Here is a 14,435-nt window from a genome sequence, read left to right on the forward strand (position 1 = left end):
TAGGTACAGGTTGATACTTTTCCCTCTGCGCATTTTTGCTGTTTCCCTTCTACGTGCTTTTCATCAGCTAATCATAGTAAGGAGAGTCACTGCTCATACCCATCTCCTGCGCGTAGCTCTCGACCTCTTCGCGCACCACGCTAAAAGCTAGGCCCGCCGGGTAGCCCTTACGGCCCAGCATAGCCACCAGGCGGCGCATAACCTTCTCTTTCTCAGCCCTGTCCCCCAGATCCATTGAGGGGCGCAGTTTTTTGCGCACCAGCTCGTGGGCGTCGGCGCGCTCGTCCTCCTCAGTGCGCTGCTCCAGAGCTATTTCGGCAAGCTCACCCTCAACCCCTTTGGTTTTCAGCTCCCGCCGGATAGCCGACCGCGACAGCTTCTTCACGTTCATTCGAGTACGCACATACATGTCGGCGAACTCAGCGTCGTTAATCAGGTTGACCGCCTCAAAACGGTTCAGGATATCCTCAATAACCTCGGCCGAAATTTCTTTCTCAACCAGCTTTTTCTCCAGCATGGCCCGGGACTTAGGCGAGGCAGCCAGCTGATTCAGCACAATATTTTTAGCCCGCGTAAATTCGCTCTCCGGTTCCTTACCGGCGCGGCCTCTCTTCTCGGGCATGGGAGTGACCCCCTGCACCAGCATCTCTTCGTCGGTGACCGGCTCGTTCAGGGCTGAACCTTCACGGAAGAGGGGCTGCGAGCGCTTGCGTTGGGGAGCTTCGTTCTCTGGGGCGGACGCCGCCCCGATAGCGGGTGCGAAGGGCGAGCGGGCAGCGTATTTGGCGGGCGGCTTGCGGAACCCTTTTTTGAGGTTGGGGTTGCGACGGCGGGTGTATTTGCTCTGATGGGCTGGTTCCGCAGCCTCGGCTGCTTGCCCACCGTCCCGGTTACTGGCCGCTGCGGCTGATGCTTTACCGGTATAGGGGGTAGCGGTTTGCGTACTGGCGTAGGCGCCAGACTCCCCCGGGAGGTCCTGGACCAGGCCCTGTGCCGCCGGGTGCCAGGCCGGGTACTCCTCAGGGGCAAGAAAATCTTCGACTCCTGGGTTTTCTGCGCTCACATTCCCCTCCTACTACCTACATCGTGTCATGTCGAAAGCCGCCACTACCGGGGCTTTTCCCGGTGGTGGCGGCTACTAGCTCGCTGTTATGAGTTTAGAAGTTCTCAGAGATATCATCGAGCGGGTCAACAGAGGTGCTGGGCTCTACCTCGTCCAGCTCTTCCTCTTCGCCCTCAATGATGCCGAGCTTGACCATAGTCTTGTACTTGATCTCTTCGGTCAGTTCGGGGTTGTCCTTGAGGAAACGGCGCACGTTTTCCTTACCCTGGCCCAGCTGATCGCCCTCGTAGGTGAACCAGGCGCCGGACTTCTTGACCACGTTGTGCTCGACGGCAAGGTCAAGAATACCGCCTTCAACAGAGATACCCTCACCGTAGAGAATATCGAATTCAGCCTGCTTGAAGGGCGGAGCCATCTTGTTCTTGACAACCTTGGCGCGGGTACGGTTACCGATGGGGTTAGCGCCGTCCTTGAGGGTCTCAATACGGCGAATATCGATACGTACCGAGGCGTAGAACTTCAGAGCCTTACCACCGGTGGTGGTTTCGGGTGAGCCGAAGAAAACGCCAATCTTTTCGCGCAGCTGGTTGATGAAGATAGCAGTGGTGTTGGTTGCTGACAGGCGGCCGGTAATCTTACGCAGAGCCTGGGACATCAGACGGGCCTGCAGACCCACGTGGGAGTCACCCATCTCGCCCTCAATTTCGGCGCGGGGCACCAGAGCGGCAACGGAGTCAACCACGATGATGTCGATGGAGCCAGAGCCCACCAGCATATCCATGATTTCCAGGGCCTGCTCACCCGTATCGGGCTGGGAGACCAGCAGGGCGTCGGTGTCTACACCCAGCTTGGCTGCGTAGACCGGGTCAAGGGCGTGTTCAGCATCGATGAAGGCTGCGATACCGCCGGCCTTCTGCACGTTAGCCACGGCATGGAGGGCGACGGTAGTCTTACCGGAAGATTCAGGGCCATAGATTTCTACCACGCGGCCGCGGGGCAGGCCGCCAATGCCGAGGGCGGCGTCCAGGGCCAGAGCACCGGTTGAAATAGTTTCGACCTTGCTGGCCTCGCGGTCTCCCAGGCGCATGACGGAGCCCTTGCCGTAGTTCTTATCGATCTGGGCAAGGACGGCCTCAAGTGCCTTTTCGCGCCCTTCGGCGGGCACCTGACCTACTGACTGCATGCGAGTTTTCGCTGCCATGTATGTTCCTCATTTCTTATCGCGGTACGAGAGTTCTTCTCTGGCTACCACGGTAATACCTAGGGCTGACACTTTAAGGGTTCAGCGCGAAGATTTTGAAAATCTGTGGATAACCCGGTTATGTGTCGCGGGCTGCCGGTCGTTTGTTCACAATCCTACAGGAATTCGAACACATTTTCTATTAAGTACGAACGACTTTCTAGCCTAGGGCCGCGGTTCGATATCGGGCCCCAGCTGCCGCTCCACAGGAACGTCCTGCACCCGGCAGATAGCCAGCCATACCTCGCGCACGTTGGCGCCGGCGTCCAGGGCTTGCTGGGCCGTCAAATCACCGAAGTCCCCGGGCACCAGATCACGGGCTAGATGGCGGGCATAGACCGGACCAAACTCATGGTCCATCGCCGCCCAAAATTCGCTGAGCTTCATCTTCTTCCTTCCTCCACAGTACACAGGCACCACAGGGCACAAAGAGAGCCGAGCCCTTGCGGGGCCCGGCTCCATCTCTTAGTTACCTAGAGAGCGAATTATCTAGCGAGCTGCCAGGGGGCGCTCGACGGCGGGAATATCGCGGCTTGAGGTTGCGGCAATACCGTATTCGCGCTTGAACTGTTCTGAGAATTCAGCGGGCACGGTATCGGGTACCGAGAAGCCTTCTTCAACAGCCATGCGGGCTGAGACTTCGGCCAGCATAGCTGAGAGGGAGATGTTCAGTGCCTGGCAGATGGAAGCCAGCAGCTCTGATGAAGCTTCCTTCTGGCCGCGCTCGACCTCGCTGAGGTAGCCCAGTGACACTCGGGCTGAATGGGAAACTTCGCGGAGGGTGCGGCCCTGGCGCTGGCGAACATCGCGCAGAACTTCGCCGATAGCGTGGCGGAGCAGGATTACTTTACCGGTGTCTTGGGCGGGGGCAGCGTTCTCGGTCTGACCCACATCCTTCCAACGGACGACACCGTTCACGGATACGGGCTGCTTAGTCATTTTTATACCAATCTCCTGGTTGTCATGCTCCCGTTATATCAGGAGCGGGTGTTATCAGCCTATCGCATGTTCGCGCTTTCGTCAGCTGACCTCAAGAATATTTCGTTTACTTACGACTTTTTCTTGTTACATCTATCTAAACCCACAGGGCTGTGTTTTCATTCCCTGTTAGCTGAAAAATTCATCTGAAAATTTTCTGGGAGCTTACTTAGCGGTTTCAGCAAGAAACTCTGCAAGCAGGTTCAAGGCATCGTGGGCGGCTTGGGCACGAATTTCTGCCCGGTTGCCCGCATAGTTTTTTTCAAGCACGCGGCCGCCCCCGCTCGCCGGGTGCGCTACAGCCAGGTAGACGCGCCCTACCGGTTTGCCATCGCAGGGCTCCGGCCCGGCAGCCCCGGTGGTGGCTACGCCGAAATCAGCCCCGCAGACCCGGGCGGTTCCCTGTGCCATGGCGATTGCAACGTCTGGGTCTACCGCCCCTCGCTCAGCGAGCAAACCGGCAGGTACCCCCAGCACAGAGGCCTTGACCTCGGTGGCGTAGGAGATAACGCCACCCCGATATACCGCAGATGCCCCGGGAACCGTGCAGATGAGCTGGCCTACCATACCCCCGGTCAGGGACTCTGCCGTTGCCAGCTGAGCACCGGCGTCCGCCCCCTTCTGCGCCCCATCGGCTGCGCGAGCTACCGCAGCGGCAACCAGGCGGGCAGCTGCACGCTCAAGGTCCTGAGGCATCATCTCTACCATGCCGAGCTACTTCCCCTGAGCCGCGAAGTAGTCGCGGCGCAGCTGCATGGCCTTGATGACGTAGTCGATACCGGTCACCACGGTCACAACCACCACAGCGGCCATCACCAGGTAGCCGGGCCACAGAGCCCAGGAGCCCAGCTGCCCCAGCGGGAGAATCATCAGCACCAGTGCCACCGTCTGCAGCACGGTCTTGAGCTTACCGCCCTTAGAGGCCGCCATGACCCCGTACTTGATGATGAACAGGCGCATCACCGTGATACCCCACTCGCGCACCAGAATGACGATGGTGACCCACCACCACAGCTCCCCCAGCATCGACAGCACCACGAAGGCAGCCCCGGTGAGCAGCTTATCGGCGATGGGGTCAGCGATTTTACCGAAGCTGGTAATCAGGTTGTTTTTGCGGGCCAGGTAGCCATCGAGCCAGTCGGTAATCATGGCCAGTACGAACACGGCGGCTGCCCACCAGCGCAGGCTCAGGTTGGCCTCGCCGTGGGGCCCGCCGGCCCAGAGGGCCCAGACGAACAGGGGAACCATCACAATGCGCAGGGCGGTCAGCGCATTCGGGATGTTCCAGTTAGAAGCAGTTGCGGTCTGGTCGGCCACGGTGTTCTCCTTAGGGTGGTTCCGCCCCGCTCGCGATAAGCGGGGCGGACGCCGTCGGTTGGGTCTGGCAGGGGAAGGCCGGCTAGCGGCCGGTCAGGTTCCAGGCGTCTTCGCTGTCGGGGTCGTCCGCCTCGTCGTAGTAGTCAACGGCCTGCGGCACCCCGTCGTTCATGTGGGCGACGGGGTCCCCTCCGTAGGGGTCGCTGCCTACAGGGGCCGGAGGCTCTTCACCCCGAATCTTAGCGAGGACGGCGGGCAGGTCATCGGGCTGGACCAGCACGTCGCGGGCCTTCGAGCCTTCGGAGGGGCCAACGACTTCGCGCGATTCGAGCAGGTCCATCAGGCGCCCTGCCTTAGCAAAGCCCACGCGTAGCTTGCGCTGCAGCATGGAGGTCGAACCGAACTGGGTGTTGACCACCAGTTCAGCTGCCCGCAGCAGGTCGTCCAGGTCGTCCCCGATGTCGTCGTCAATCTTCTTGGAGGGGGCAGCGGCGATCACGTCGTCGCGGTAGACCGCGGGGGCCTGCTTCTTTACGTGCTCCACGACCTCGTGAATCTCAGATTCACCCACCCAGGCGCCCTGCACACGCATGGGCTTCGACGCGCCCATGGGCAGGAAGAGAGCATCACCCTGGCCGATCAGTTTCTCGGCGCCGGGCTGGTCGAGCACCACGCGGGAGTCTGTGACCGAGGATGTCGCAAAGGCCATGCGAGAGGGCACGTTGGCCTTAATCAGGCCGGTGACCACATCGACGGACGGACGCTGGGTCGCCAGCACCAGGTGGATACCGGCGGCGCGGGCCAGCTGAGTGATACGGACGATGGACTCTTCCACATCGCGCGGGGCAACCATCATCAGGTCGGCAAGCTCGTCCACAATCACCAGCAGGTAGGGGTAGGCCTTAATCTGGCGCTTGGAGCCGGGCTCCGGCTGAATCTTGCCAGCCTTGACGGCCTTGTTGAAGTCGTCCACGTGCTTGTAGCCGTAGTGAGCAAGGTCGTCGTAGCGGGCGTCCATCTCTCGCACAACCCACTGCAGGGCCTCGGCGGCCTTCTTGGGGTTGGTGATGATGGGGGTAATCAGGTGGGGAATCCCCTCGTAGGCGGTGAGCTCCACGCGCTTGGGGTCAACCATAATCAGGCGCACCTGATCGGGGGTAGACCGCATCAGAATCGAGGTAATCATGGAGTTCACGAACGAGGATTTACCGGCACCGGTAGCACCTGCCACCAGCATGTGGGGCATCTTAGCCAGGTTAGCGATGACGAAGCCGCCCTCAACGTCCTTACCCACACCCATGACCATGGGGTGGTCGGTAGCGTGGGCCTTAGCCGAGCGCAGCACGTCGCCCAGCACCACGATTTCACGGTCGGTGTTGGGAATTTCGATACCGATAGCGCTCTTACCCGGGATAGGCGAGAGAATGCGCACGTCGGCAGATGCTACGGCGTAGGCAATGTTCTTGGACAGGGCGGTGACGCGCTCCACCTTGGTGCCGGGGCCCAGCTCAATCTCGTATCGGGTGACGGTGGGGCCGCGGGAGAAGCCGGTGACTTCGGCATCCACGTTGAACTGCTGGAGCACGTTGGTCAGGGCATCGACCACCTGCTCGTTGGCTTCGGAGCTTTCCTTGGCCGGCGGGCCAGCCTCGAGCATGGACTCGGTGGGCAGGGTGTAGGAGCCGGTCGACGATTCCACGACCAGCTCGCCACGTGGCTGCTCGGTTCGCTCTGCCACGGTGTTGTTTTGCAGGCGGGCAGAAGCGCTCCCCTTGCCGGGGCGGGGTACGGCAGGAGCTGATGCGGGTGCGGGTGCCGCTGCAGGAGCAGCAGCCGGTCGGCTAACAGGCTGTGGTGCAGCAGTCTCGGGCTCAAAGCCGTCACGGTCTGCTTCTACCGGTTCAGGGCTGTAGCCGTGATCCGCGGCAGCCTGGCGTGCCTGGTCGAGGCGCTGGGCGGGGGCGTCCGAACGCTCCTGCTCGGCGTAGCTGGCCGCGAGCTCGTCCTCGCTCTCCCACAGGCCCTGGTCAAAGAGCTCGCCCTGTTTCTTGGCGGCCTTAGCCGCTGCTTTCTTCTCTTTACAGGTCTGCTTGCGGGGGGCCTCAACGTCAAAGGCTTCCACCGGGCGGGCTGCGTTCTGGGCAGCACGGCGGGGTGCCGGGGCCACCTGCTCAACGCGGGCTGTCTCGGGGTCAGCCTCAGAGCCGTCATCGATCACAGCGGTCTGGTAGGCCTCGTCCGCCTCGTAGCGGTCTAACCTGCGGTCGCTCTCGGTACGGGGGCCAAAGCCCAACCAGCTCAGTAAGCCACCGCGACGGCGGGGAGCCGGGGCGGGGGCGTCCTCGTAGAGATAGGAGCGGTCGTGTTCGCCCTCTAGCACGCGAGTTTCGGCCTCATCCTGAGAACGGGAGGCGCGGGAAGGACGCCCGGCGTCGGCAACAGAGCCGTGGGGCTTTTCGCCCAGCAGCAGGCCGAAAATATGCACGACCTTGGGCCAGATTTGGCGCAGGGGCGTATCGGTGGCCACCAGCAGACCGGCCAGGAAAACCAGGGCAATCAGGAGCCATTCCAGCACATTCACGCCGCCTACGATACGGCTGGCGGGGGTGCCAATCAGCACACCAACGGTACCGCCGCCGCCCCAGAATTCATCAAAACTCGATGAGAAAGAGGGGTAGCCCGCCACCTTAGCCCCCATCATCGAGGCAGAGACCGTCATGATGGTAAAGCCAATGGCGATGCGGTTGTTAGCTCGCACCTCCAGCGGGTGGCGGAAGATACGGATAGCGAAAATCAGGCAGAGGATAGGAATCAGCAGGGAGCCCTGGCCGAAGAGACCGCCCACAGCGATGTGCCACAGATGCAGGGGCCACTCGTACCAGGCCAGGTTCGCGGGGTCCGCCCGCCAGCCCCACCATTCCACGCCGGCGGTCAGCAGGCCGATAGCCAGCACCAGCAGGGCACCGCCGTCGCGGCGTTCGTGGAGTTCAATATCGGTGCGGAGCTCGCCCATACGGCGTACAGCACCGCCCACGGTGAAGGCCAGGGCCTGCCAGGCTCCTACCAGGGCACGCACAAAGGCGTTACTTTCCTGCGGGGGTGCTGACGAGGCCTTCCGGCTTCTACCTTGAGCTGAGGTTGAGCGACGTGAGGACGTCTTGGAGCGGCTCCCCGCGGCGCGGGGGGCTGATTTACTCGATGCAGACTTTCGCGGAGCCATTCTTCCCAATACTGCTTGATGATCGGTTGCGTTTAAATAGCTTACCCGGCGGCAGGTAAAACTGCCGCCGGGTAAGCTCAGAGGTTGCTAGTTGCCGTCAGCCTCGGGGGTGTGGGTCTCGATGACCACGGGCACAATCATGGGCTTGCGACGCAAGCGGCGGGCTACCCAAGCCCCCATGGTGCGGCGGACGATCTGCTGCAGCTGATGCGTGGTGTGCACGCGCTCAGGAGCCCGGTGCAGGGCGTCCTCAAGGGCTGCGGTGATCTTGGGGGTGATGTCGTCGAAGACGGAATCATTTTCGGCGATACCGCGGGCATGGATGTCGGGCCCGGTGACCACGCGCTTGGTGGCGCGGTCAACTACGGTGACGATAGAGACGAAGCCTTCTTCGCCCAGGACGCGGCGGTCCTTGAGGTCATCTTCGGTAACGTGACCTACAGACTTACCGTCAACGTAGACATATTCGCAGGGTACCTGACCGACAATGTCAGCACGGCCGTCGCGCAAATCGACGACGGTACCGGAGTCACCAATGATCACCCGGTCGCTCTTGATTCCGGTTTCGATAGCCAGCTTGCCTGAGGCCAGCAGGTGGCGGACTTCACCGTGCACGGGCATGACGTTCTTGGGCTGCAGGATGTTGTAGCAGTAAAGTAGCTCACCGGCAGCAGCGTGACCCGAGACGTGTACCTTAGCGTTGCCCTTGTGAACCACGTTGGCGCCCAGCTTCATCAGGCCGTTGATCACGCGGTAGACAGAAGTTTCGTTACCGGGAATCAGGGATGAGGCCAGGATAATGGTGTCGCCCTTTTCGACCTGGATCTTGTGGTCACCGTTGGCCATACGGGAGAGAGCCGCCATAGGCTCGCCCTGGGAGCCGGTGCACATCATGACGATTTGCTCGGGGCGGTAGTCATCGACCTTCTTGAGGTCAACCAGAATGCCTTCGGGTACGTTCAGGTAGCCCAGCTTCTCTGCAATGGTCATGTTGCGTACCATGGAGCGGCCGACCAGGACCACCTTGCGGCCGCGTTCAGCAGCTGCATCGAGCACCTGCTGTACACGGTGCACGTGGGAAGAGAATGAGGCAACAATGACGCGGCGCTTAGCATCGCGCATAACGTTGGAAATCACCGGGCCGATGTTCTTTTCGGTCGGGGTGAAGCCGGGAACCTCTGCGTTGGTGGAGTCGGGCAGGAAGAGGTCGATTCCCTCTTCACCCAGGCGGGCGAAGTGACGCAGGTCGGTGATGCGGCCATCCAGGGGCAGCTGGTCCATCTTGAAGTCGCCGGTGTGCAGGACCTTGCCCGCCTTGGTGCGGATGAAGACTGCCAGGGCATCGGGGATGGAGTGGTTAACGGCTACGAATTCACATTCGAAGGGGCCGAAACGCTCAACCTGGCCCTCAACAACGTCCATGGTGTAGGGCTTAATGCGGTGTTCCTGGAGCTTGGCTTCCACCAGGGCCAGGGTCAGCTGAGAGCCTACCAGGGGAATATCGGGGCGCATACGCAGCAGGTAGGGTACAGCGCCGATGTGGTCTTCGTGGCCGTGGGTCAGCACGATCGCCACGATGTCCTGCAGGCGGTCCTTGATGTAGTTAAGGTCGGGCAGGATCAGGTCTACGCCGGGCTGGGACTCTTCGGGGAAGAGCACGCCGCAGTCGACCACGAGCAGTTTGCCGTTGATTTCGTAGACGGTCATGTTACGGCCAACTTCGCCGAGACCGCCCAGGGGTACTACACGCAGGGTGTCTTTTTTCAGTTTGGGGGGAAGGTGCGGGCTTTCAACTGTTTGCATAGTTTCTCTTTCGTTCGTTTTTCTTTTTCTGAATACGGGCAAAGCGGGCCACCCAAAATCGCCGTGATTTTGGGTGGGCCCGCCGGGTACCCGCAGTACGTTTTTACTTGACCAGGGTTGAGGCGATGATGGAGCCTTCGAGGTCGGAGCGCATGAGGGCGGCTTCTTCGTCGGTAGCCAGTACGTGCGGCAGGCGCACGGTAGCTGAGTCGAGGATGCCCTGCCAGGTGAGAATCTGCTTGGCGGCGACGCAGCCGGGTACGCGGCTCATAGCGGCGCGGACGACGGGGGCCAGGTCGAGGTGCAGTTTCTGGGCGGTTGCCAGGTCACCGGCGATGGTTGCGTCGATGAGCTGGCGGAAGTGTTCGGGGGCTACGTGGGAGGTGACGCCTACAAGACCGACTGCGCCCATGGCGAGCCAGGGCAGGGTGAGGCCGTCATCGCCTGAGTAGTAGTCGAGGTCGGTGGTTTCCATGACCTCGGTGGCTGCGGTGAAGTCTGCTTTGGCGTCCTTGACTGCCACGATGTTCTCGTGGTCTGCCAGGGCACGGTAGACAGCAGGGGTGATGGGGATGCCTGCACGACCGGGGATGTCGTAGAGCATGACGGGGGTTTTGACGGCGTCAGCTACGGTGCGGAAGTGGGCTTCCAGGCCGGTCTGGGTGGGCTTGTTGTAGTAGGGGGTGACCACGAGCAGGCCGTCTACGCCTACTGCTTCGGCGCGGGAGGCCAGGTGCAGGGTGTGGGCGGTGTCGTTGGAGCCAACGCCAGCTACGATTTTTGCGCGGTCGCCGACGGCCTCTTTGACAATGCGGAAGACATTTTCGTTTTCCTCATCGGTCATGGTGGAGTATTCGCCGGTGGTGCCGCAGACGATGAGACCGTCGTGGCCTCGGTCCACCAGGTTGGTCGCGAGCGCTGCGGTTGCTTGTTCGTCCACTTCGCCGTTGGCGGCAAAGGGGGTGACCATGGCGGTGAGCAGGCGCCCGAAGACGGGTTCTGCTGCGGTTGAGGTGTTCTGTGCGGTCTCAGACATATCTACTACGTTACCTTATCTGGCTGGGTGGGGTGGGGTGAGTTTGCTTAAAGCTAGGTGGCTTGGCGGGGCGGACGCCTGCGTGCAGCTTCTAGACGGAGAGTTGGGCCGGGGTTTTGCCGCGGTGAAGGGCGATGGCGGTGCGCATGGCTTTGCGGGCGCGTTTTCGGTCGCCGGAGGCGTCGTAGGCCAGGGAGAGGTGGAACCAGTTTTTCCAGTTGGTGGGTTCTGCCTCGGTTGCTGCGGCAATCCGAGTAAACTGGGCGTCGGCGGCGGTACGGTCGATACGGCCGGATTCTGTGCGGGGTAAGGTGTCTTCGGGCAGTTCCCCGGTTGCGGCAAGTTCTTGGCCCAGCGCCTGGGTGCGGGAGCCGAAGATAATTTCGCGAACCATGGCCCAGGCACCCAGGACGGGTAGGACGATGAGGGCCCCACCCAGCAGAGCGCCTAGTGCCCCCGCGTTCTGCAGGAAGATGAAGCCTCTTTGGACTGTGAGCACCAGGTAGAGGCTGAGGGCTACCGTCACCAGGGCGGCGAAGGCTTTGCCTCGCCCACCGGCGTCCACCGCGATGAAGACCGCGCAGAACACGCCTACTGCCAGCAGGAAGAGGCGGGTGCCCAGGGGTAGGGGCAAAATCAGTACGGTGAGGACGGCCAGGGTAATAGCTCCGGCGGTGAAGGCGCGCAGCGAGGTCATGGGTTAGTCCAGGTTGAGGTAGCGGTCAAGGCCCACGGTCAGGCCGGGGTGCTGTTCGACCTGGCGGACGCCCAGCAGGACGCCGGGCATGAAGCTGGTGCGGTCGAAGGAGTCGTGGCGGATGACCAGCTGCTGGCCGGCGTCACCGAGCAGGATTTCTTGGTGGGCGGTGAGGCCGCGCAGGCGGACGGCGTGTACGTTGACGCCGGCAACCTTAGCGCCGCGGGAGCCGCCCTCATCGGTTTCGGTGGCGTCAGGTGAGGCAGGCACCCCGGCTTCAGCCCGGGCAGCAGCAATTTTCTGGGCGGTGTGGACGGCTGTGCCCGAGGGCGCATCGACCTTGTTGGGGTGGTGCATTTCGATGACTTCTACTGACTCGAAGAACTTTGCTGCCTTAGCGGCAAATTCGGTAGCTAGAATGGAGCCGATGGCGAAGTTGGGGGCGATGAGTACGCCCACCCGAGGATGCTCGGCAAGCAGGGCTTCGAGGGAGGCTAGGCGCTCTTCGTTCCAACCGGTGGTGCCGACCACCGCGTGAATACCGTGTTCAACGGCAAAGCGTACGTTCGCCTCGGTGGCGGAGGGGACGGTCAGGTCAATCATGACGTCCGCGCCGTACTCGACTAAGAGATCTAGGGAGTCTCCGTTGCCCAGGGCAGCTACCAGGTCCATGTCTTCTGCGGTGTTGACGGCCTTGACCGCCTCTGAGCCCATACGTCCTGCGGCGCCGACAACAGCGACCTTCCAAATCTTGCTCATACCTTCTTTACCCCTTTAGTACGTTGATGTTACGGGTGCCGGGTGACACCTGGCAGTACTCGCTCACACGCATAGCACCGGCTGGCACCTGTATCGCATCAACAAGCCACATCACACTACTCTAGCGAAGAGGGGAGCCCCACCGCACGCCTTACCTCACCCAAGGGCTATGTCACCTGCGAGAACATCTACGGCCAGACCGGGATATTTCAGCATCCGGAACTGCCTTTGGCCTGCCTGTTGCGAAAACTACCCGGCGGGTGCGACGCAAGAAAACCCGGCAAACTCTTACACTAGAAAGGTGCGCCTGCACCCCAGCTCACCAACCCAAGGGAACTATGAAAGACGACCACGTTTTTTACTCCGCCGTGCACCCCCATGAGGGGCAGCGACGCTTCGTCTTGCGCGGTCTTGATGGCATCCGCGCTATCGCGGTCTTGCTGGTGCTGGTCTACCATCTGTGGCCCCAGTATCTACCCGGGGGCATGATTGGTGTCGATATTTTCTTTGTCATCTCTGGTTACCTCATCACCGCTCTGTTGCTACGTGAGGGTGCCTATACCGGCAAGATGGATATCGTCTCTTTCTGGGTTCGGCGCCTGCGCCGCCTGGTACCGGCTTTTGCCCTGCTGACGCTGGTGGTGGGGTCCTTGGCCCTGCTGGTGGGTGGGGACGCCCAGGTGGGGTTGGGCCGCCAGATTCTCGGTGCCTTTACCTACTCGTCGAACTGGCTGCTGATCTGGGCCGGTAACGACTACTTCACGCAAACCTCTCCTGAGCTCATGACCAATTTCTGGTCACTGGCAGTTGAAGAGCAGTTCTACCTGTTCTGGCCCGTGGTGATGGTCTTTGTCTTTATGTTTACCGCCAAGTGGTGGCAGCGGGCTCTTGTTCCTGGTGTTTTGGGGGCCCTGTCGCTGCTGGCTGCTGTCGTGCTGGGCCTACTGGGTGCTTCCACCACCCGCCTCTACTACGGCACCGACACCCACCTCTACGGCCTGATGCTGGGCGTCCTGCTGGCCATGATGATTCCCTGGTCCATGTACCCGCCCGTTGATGACCGCCTCTACCCCCTGGTCGGCTACGGCAACGGTATCTGGGGCTGGCTGCGCCAGCTGGTCGGCTGGGTGAGCCTGGTCGCCGTTCTGCCCTTTGCCTTGACCCTTTCAGACCACAGCTCCTGGCTCATGCCCTGGGGCCTGCTGGTGGGTTCTCTTTTGGGTATGGGCATTATTCAGGCCCTGCTTCCGGACGTCCGCGGCGGCACCTCCGGGCTCTTTCGGGGCTTGCTGTCCCTAGCTCCCCTGCGCTGGATCGGCCAGCGCTCCTACGGTATTTACCTCTGGCACTGGCCCCTGATGGTGCTGGCCCACTACACCTTTGGTGCGGCGCGCTCCCCCTGGGTGAACGTCGGTGTGCTGTTCTTAACCCTGATTGTTGCGGGTCTGTCGTATATGTATGTGGAGCAGCCCGTGCGCCAGCTGGGCTTCCGCGGAGCGCTTTCAGCCTGGTTCTCAGCCATGGTGGCACCGACTGGCCGGGCCCTACCGGTGGGCGCAGCCGTCCTTGCCGGAGTAACCCTGATTGCCACCGTTTTTGCGGTGCGTACCGCACCTACCATGACCCAGGCTGAAGCTGTGGTGGCAGCCGGTGCCAACTACGCGCAGGCGTCCGCACCGGCGCCCCAGCCGACCGCTGTCCCAGCCGCTCCCAGCTCTTCTGCCAGCCCCAGCGCCTCAGCTGAACCGACGGAAAGTGCCAGCCCCTCCCCTGCTTCGTCCACCACACCGTCCGCTAACGTTGATGGTTCCCAGGTGACGATTGTGGGTGACTCGGTCACACTGGCTTCATCGATTGCTCTGGGGGAGGCTATGCCTCAGGCCCTGGTCAATGCGGAAGTTTCCCGCACCAGCGCAGCTGCCCTGCCCGTTGTGGAGCAGCTGGTAGATTCGGGGCAGATGCGTGAGGTACTTGTACTATCGGTAACCGCCAACTCTACTTTCACCGTTGCCCAGCTAGAACAGCTCAAGGCCTCGGTGTCGCCCAACGGGGAGCGCAAGATTGTGCTGGTCACCGGCGTTGGCCCGGCAAACCTGACCTGGATTGAGCCCTCTAACCAGGTAATTCGCGAGTTCGCGGCGCAGAACCCCGGCACGGTCTTTATCGCTGACTGGCAGGCCGCTGCCAAGGGCCACCCCGAGTACCTGGTCTCCGACGGCGTGCACCCTCAGGGCGAGGGCCTGACCGTCTATGCTCAGACCGTCAAGGACGCGGTGGCGAAGACGCTGGCGGGATAAGGTCGTTGCAGGGCCGGGCCGTCAG

Annotated in this window: 12 protein-coding genes; 1 reads left to right on the plus strand and 11 read right to left on the minus strand. The window is 61.7% G+C overall.

Features of this window, described 5'->3' with window-relative positions; genetic code table 11:
* Positions 1-67: 67 nt before the first annotated feature.
* The 11 genes from L6762_RS08580 to dapB form a co-directional block, all read right to left on the minus strand.
* On the minus strand, positions 68-1,063 hold the full coding sequence (locus L6762_RS08580) for a RecX family transcriptional regulator (protein WP_237186847.1): 996 nt from the start codon (positions 1,061-1,063) through the stop codon (positions 68-70).
* Positions 1,064-1,157: 94 nt separating this feature from the next.
* A complete protein-coding gene (recA, locus tag L6762_RS08585) occupies positions 1,158-2,264 on the minus strand; it encodes a recombinase RecA (RefSeq protein ID WP_185173268.1) in 1,107 nt (368 codons plus the stop codon).
* A gap of 204 nt (positions 2,265-2,468) precedes the next feature.
* Positions 2,469-2,690 carry a DUF3046 domain-containing protein gene (locus tag L6762_RS08590; RefSeq protein WP_185173269.1) on the minus strand — a complete coding sequence of 74 codons (222 nt, stop codon included), beginning with the start codon at positions 2,688-2,690 and terminating at the stop codon, positions 2,469-2,471.
* A 102-nt stretch (positions 2,691-2,792) separates the two neighbouring features.
* The gene (locus L6762_RS08595) at positions 2,793-3,242 is read right to left on the minus strand and encodes a helix-turn-helix domain-containing protein (protein ID WP_237186848.1); all 450 of its coding nucleotides are present in this window, start codon (positions 3,240-3,242) and stop codon (positions 2,793-2,795) included.
* Positions 3,243-3,446: 204 nt separating this feature from the next.
* Positions 3,447-3,977, minus strand: coding sequence for a CinA family protein (locus tag L6762_RS08600; protein ID WP_423817101.1), 531 nt, complete (start codon positions 3,975-3,977; stop codon positions 3,447-3,449).
* An 18-nt stretch (positions 3,978-3,995) separates the two neighbouring features.
* Positions 3,996-4,598, minus strand: a complete 603-nt coding sequence (pgsA, locus tag L6762_RS08605) for a CDP-diacylglycerol--glycerol-3-phosphate 3-phosphatidyltransferase (protein WP_237186850.1) — start codon at positions 4,596-4,598, stop codon at positions 3,996-3,998.
* An 82-nt stretch (positions 4,599-4,680) separates the two neighbouring features.
* Positions 4,681-7,818, minus strand: coding sequence for an FtsK/SpoIIIE family DNA translocase (locus tag L6762_RS08610; RefSeq protein ID WP_237186851.1), 3,138 nt, complete (start codon positions 7,816-7,818; stop codon positions 4,681-4,683).
* A gap of 87 nt (positions 7,819-7,905) precedes the next feature.
* Entirely contained in the window at positions 7,906-9,621 is a 1,716-nt protein-coding gene (locus tag L6762_RS08615) for a ribonuclease J (RefSeq protein ID WP_237186852.1), read from the minus strand.
* A 103-nt stretch (positions 9,622-9,724) separates the two neighbouring features.
* Complete coding sequence (gene dapA, locus L6762_RS08620; RefSeq protein ID WP_237186853.1) at positions 9,725-10,657, minus strand: 4-hydroxy-tetrahydrodipicolinate synthase; 933 nt, start codon at positions 10,655-10,657, stop codon at positions 9,725-9,727.
* Positions 10,658-10,748: 91 nt separating this feature from the next.
* Entirely contained in the window at positions 10,749-11,354 is a 606-nt protein-coding gene (locus L6762_RS08625) for a hypothetical protein (RefSeq protein ID WP_237186854.1), read from the minus strand.
* 3 nt (positions 11,355-11,357) lie between these two features.
* Entirely contained in the window at positions 11,358-12,113 is a 756-nt protein-coding gene (gene dapB, locus L6762_RS08630; RefSeq protein WP_237186855.1) for a 4-hydroxy-tetrahydrodipicolinate reductase, read from the minus strand.
* Between the two features lie 338 nt (positions 12,114-12,451).
* Here dapB and L6762_RS08635 point away from each other — a divergent pair, with 338 nt between their 5' ends.
* Positions 12,452-14,410 (plus strand): acyltransferase family protein, encoded by a 1,959-nt coding sequence (locus L6762_RS08635; RefSeq protein WP_237186856.1) that lies wholly within the window; start codon positions 12,452-12,454, stop codon positions 14,408-14,410.
* The last annotated feature ends 25 nt before the right edge of the window (positions 14,411-14,435 follow it).

This window comes from Rothia nasimurium, from assembly GCF_928381705.1.
Lineage (GTDB): Bacteria > Actinomycetota > Actinomycetes > Actinomycetales > Micrococcaceae > Rothia > Rothia nasimurium_G.

Coding starts and splice junctions, on each gene's coding strand:
- L6762_RS08590 (WP_185173269.1), bottom strand. CDS start 2,690: ATGAAGCTCAGCGAATTTTGGGCGGCGATGGACCATGAGTTTGGTCCG.
- dapA (WP_237186853.1), bottom strand. CDS start 10,657: ATGTCTGAGACCGCACAGAACACCTCAACCGCAGCAGAACCCGTCTTC.
- dapB (WP_237186855.1), bottom strand. CDS start 12,113: ATGAGCAAGATTTGGAAGGTCGCTGTTGTCGGCGCCGCAGGACGTATG.
- L6762_RS08610 (WP_237186851.1), bottom strand. CDS start 7,818: ATGGCTCCGCGAAAGTCTGCATCGAGTAAATCAGCCCCCCGCGCCGCG.
- recA (WP_185173268.1), bottom strand. CDS start 2,264: ATGGCAGCGAAAACTCGCATGCAGTCAGTAGGTCAGGTGCCCGCCGAA.
- L6762_RS08600 (WP_423817101.1), bottom strand. CDS start 3,977: ATGCCTCAGGACCTTGAGCGTGCAGCTGCCCGCCTGGTTGCCGCTGCG.
- L6762_RS08625 (WP_237186854.1), bottom strand. CDS start 11,354: ATGACCTCGCTGCGCGCCTTCACCGCCGGAGCTATTACCCTGGCCGTC.
- L6762_RS08615 (WP_237186852.1), bottom strand. CDS start 9,621: ATGCAAACAGTTGAAAGCCCGCACCTTCCCCCCAAACTGAAAAAAGAC.
- L6762_RS08635 (WP_237186856.1), top strand. CDS start 12,452: ATGAAAGACGACCACGTTTTTTACTCCGCCGTGCACCCCCATGAGGGG.
- L6762_RS08595 (WP_237186848.1), bottom strand. CDS start 3,242: ATGACTAAGCAGCCCGTATCCGTGAACGGTGTCGTCCGTTGGAAGGAT.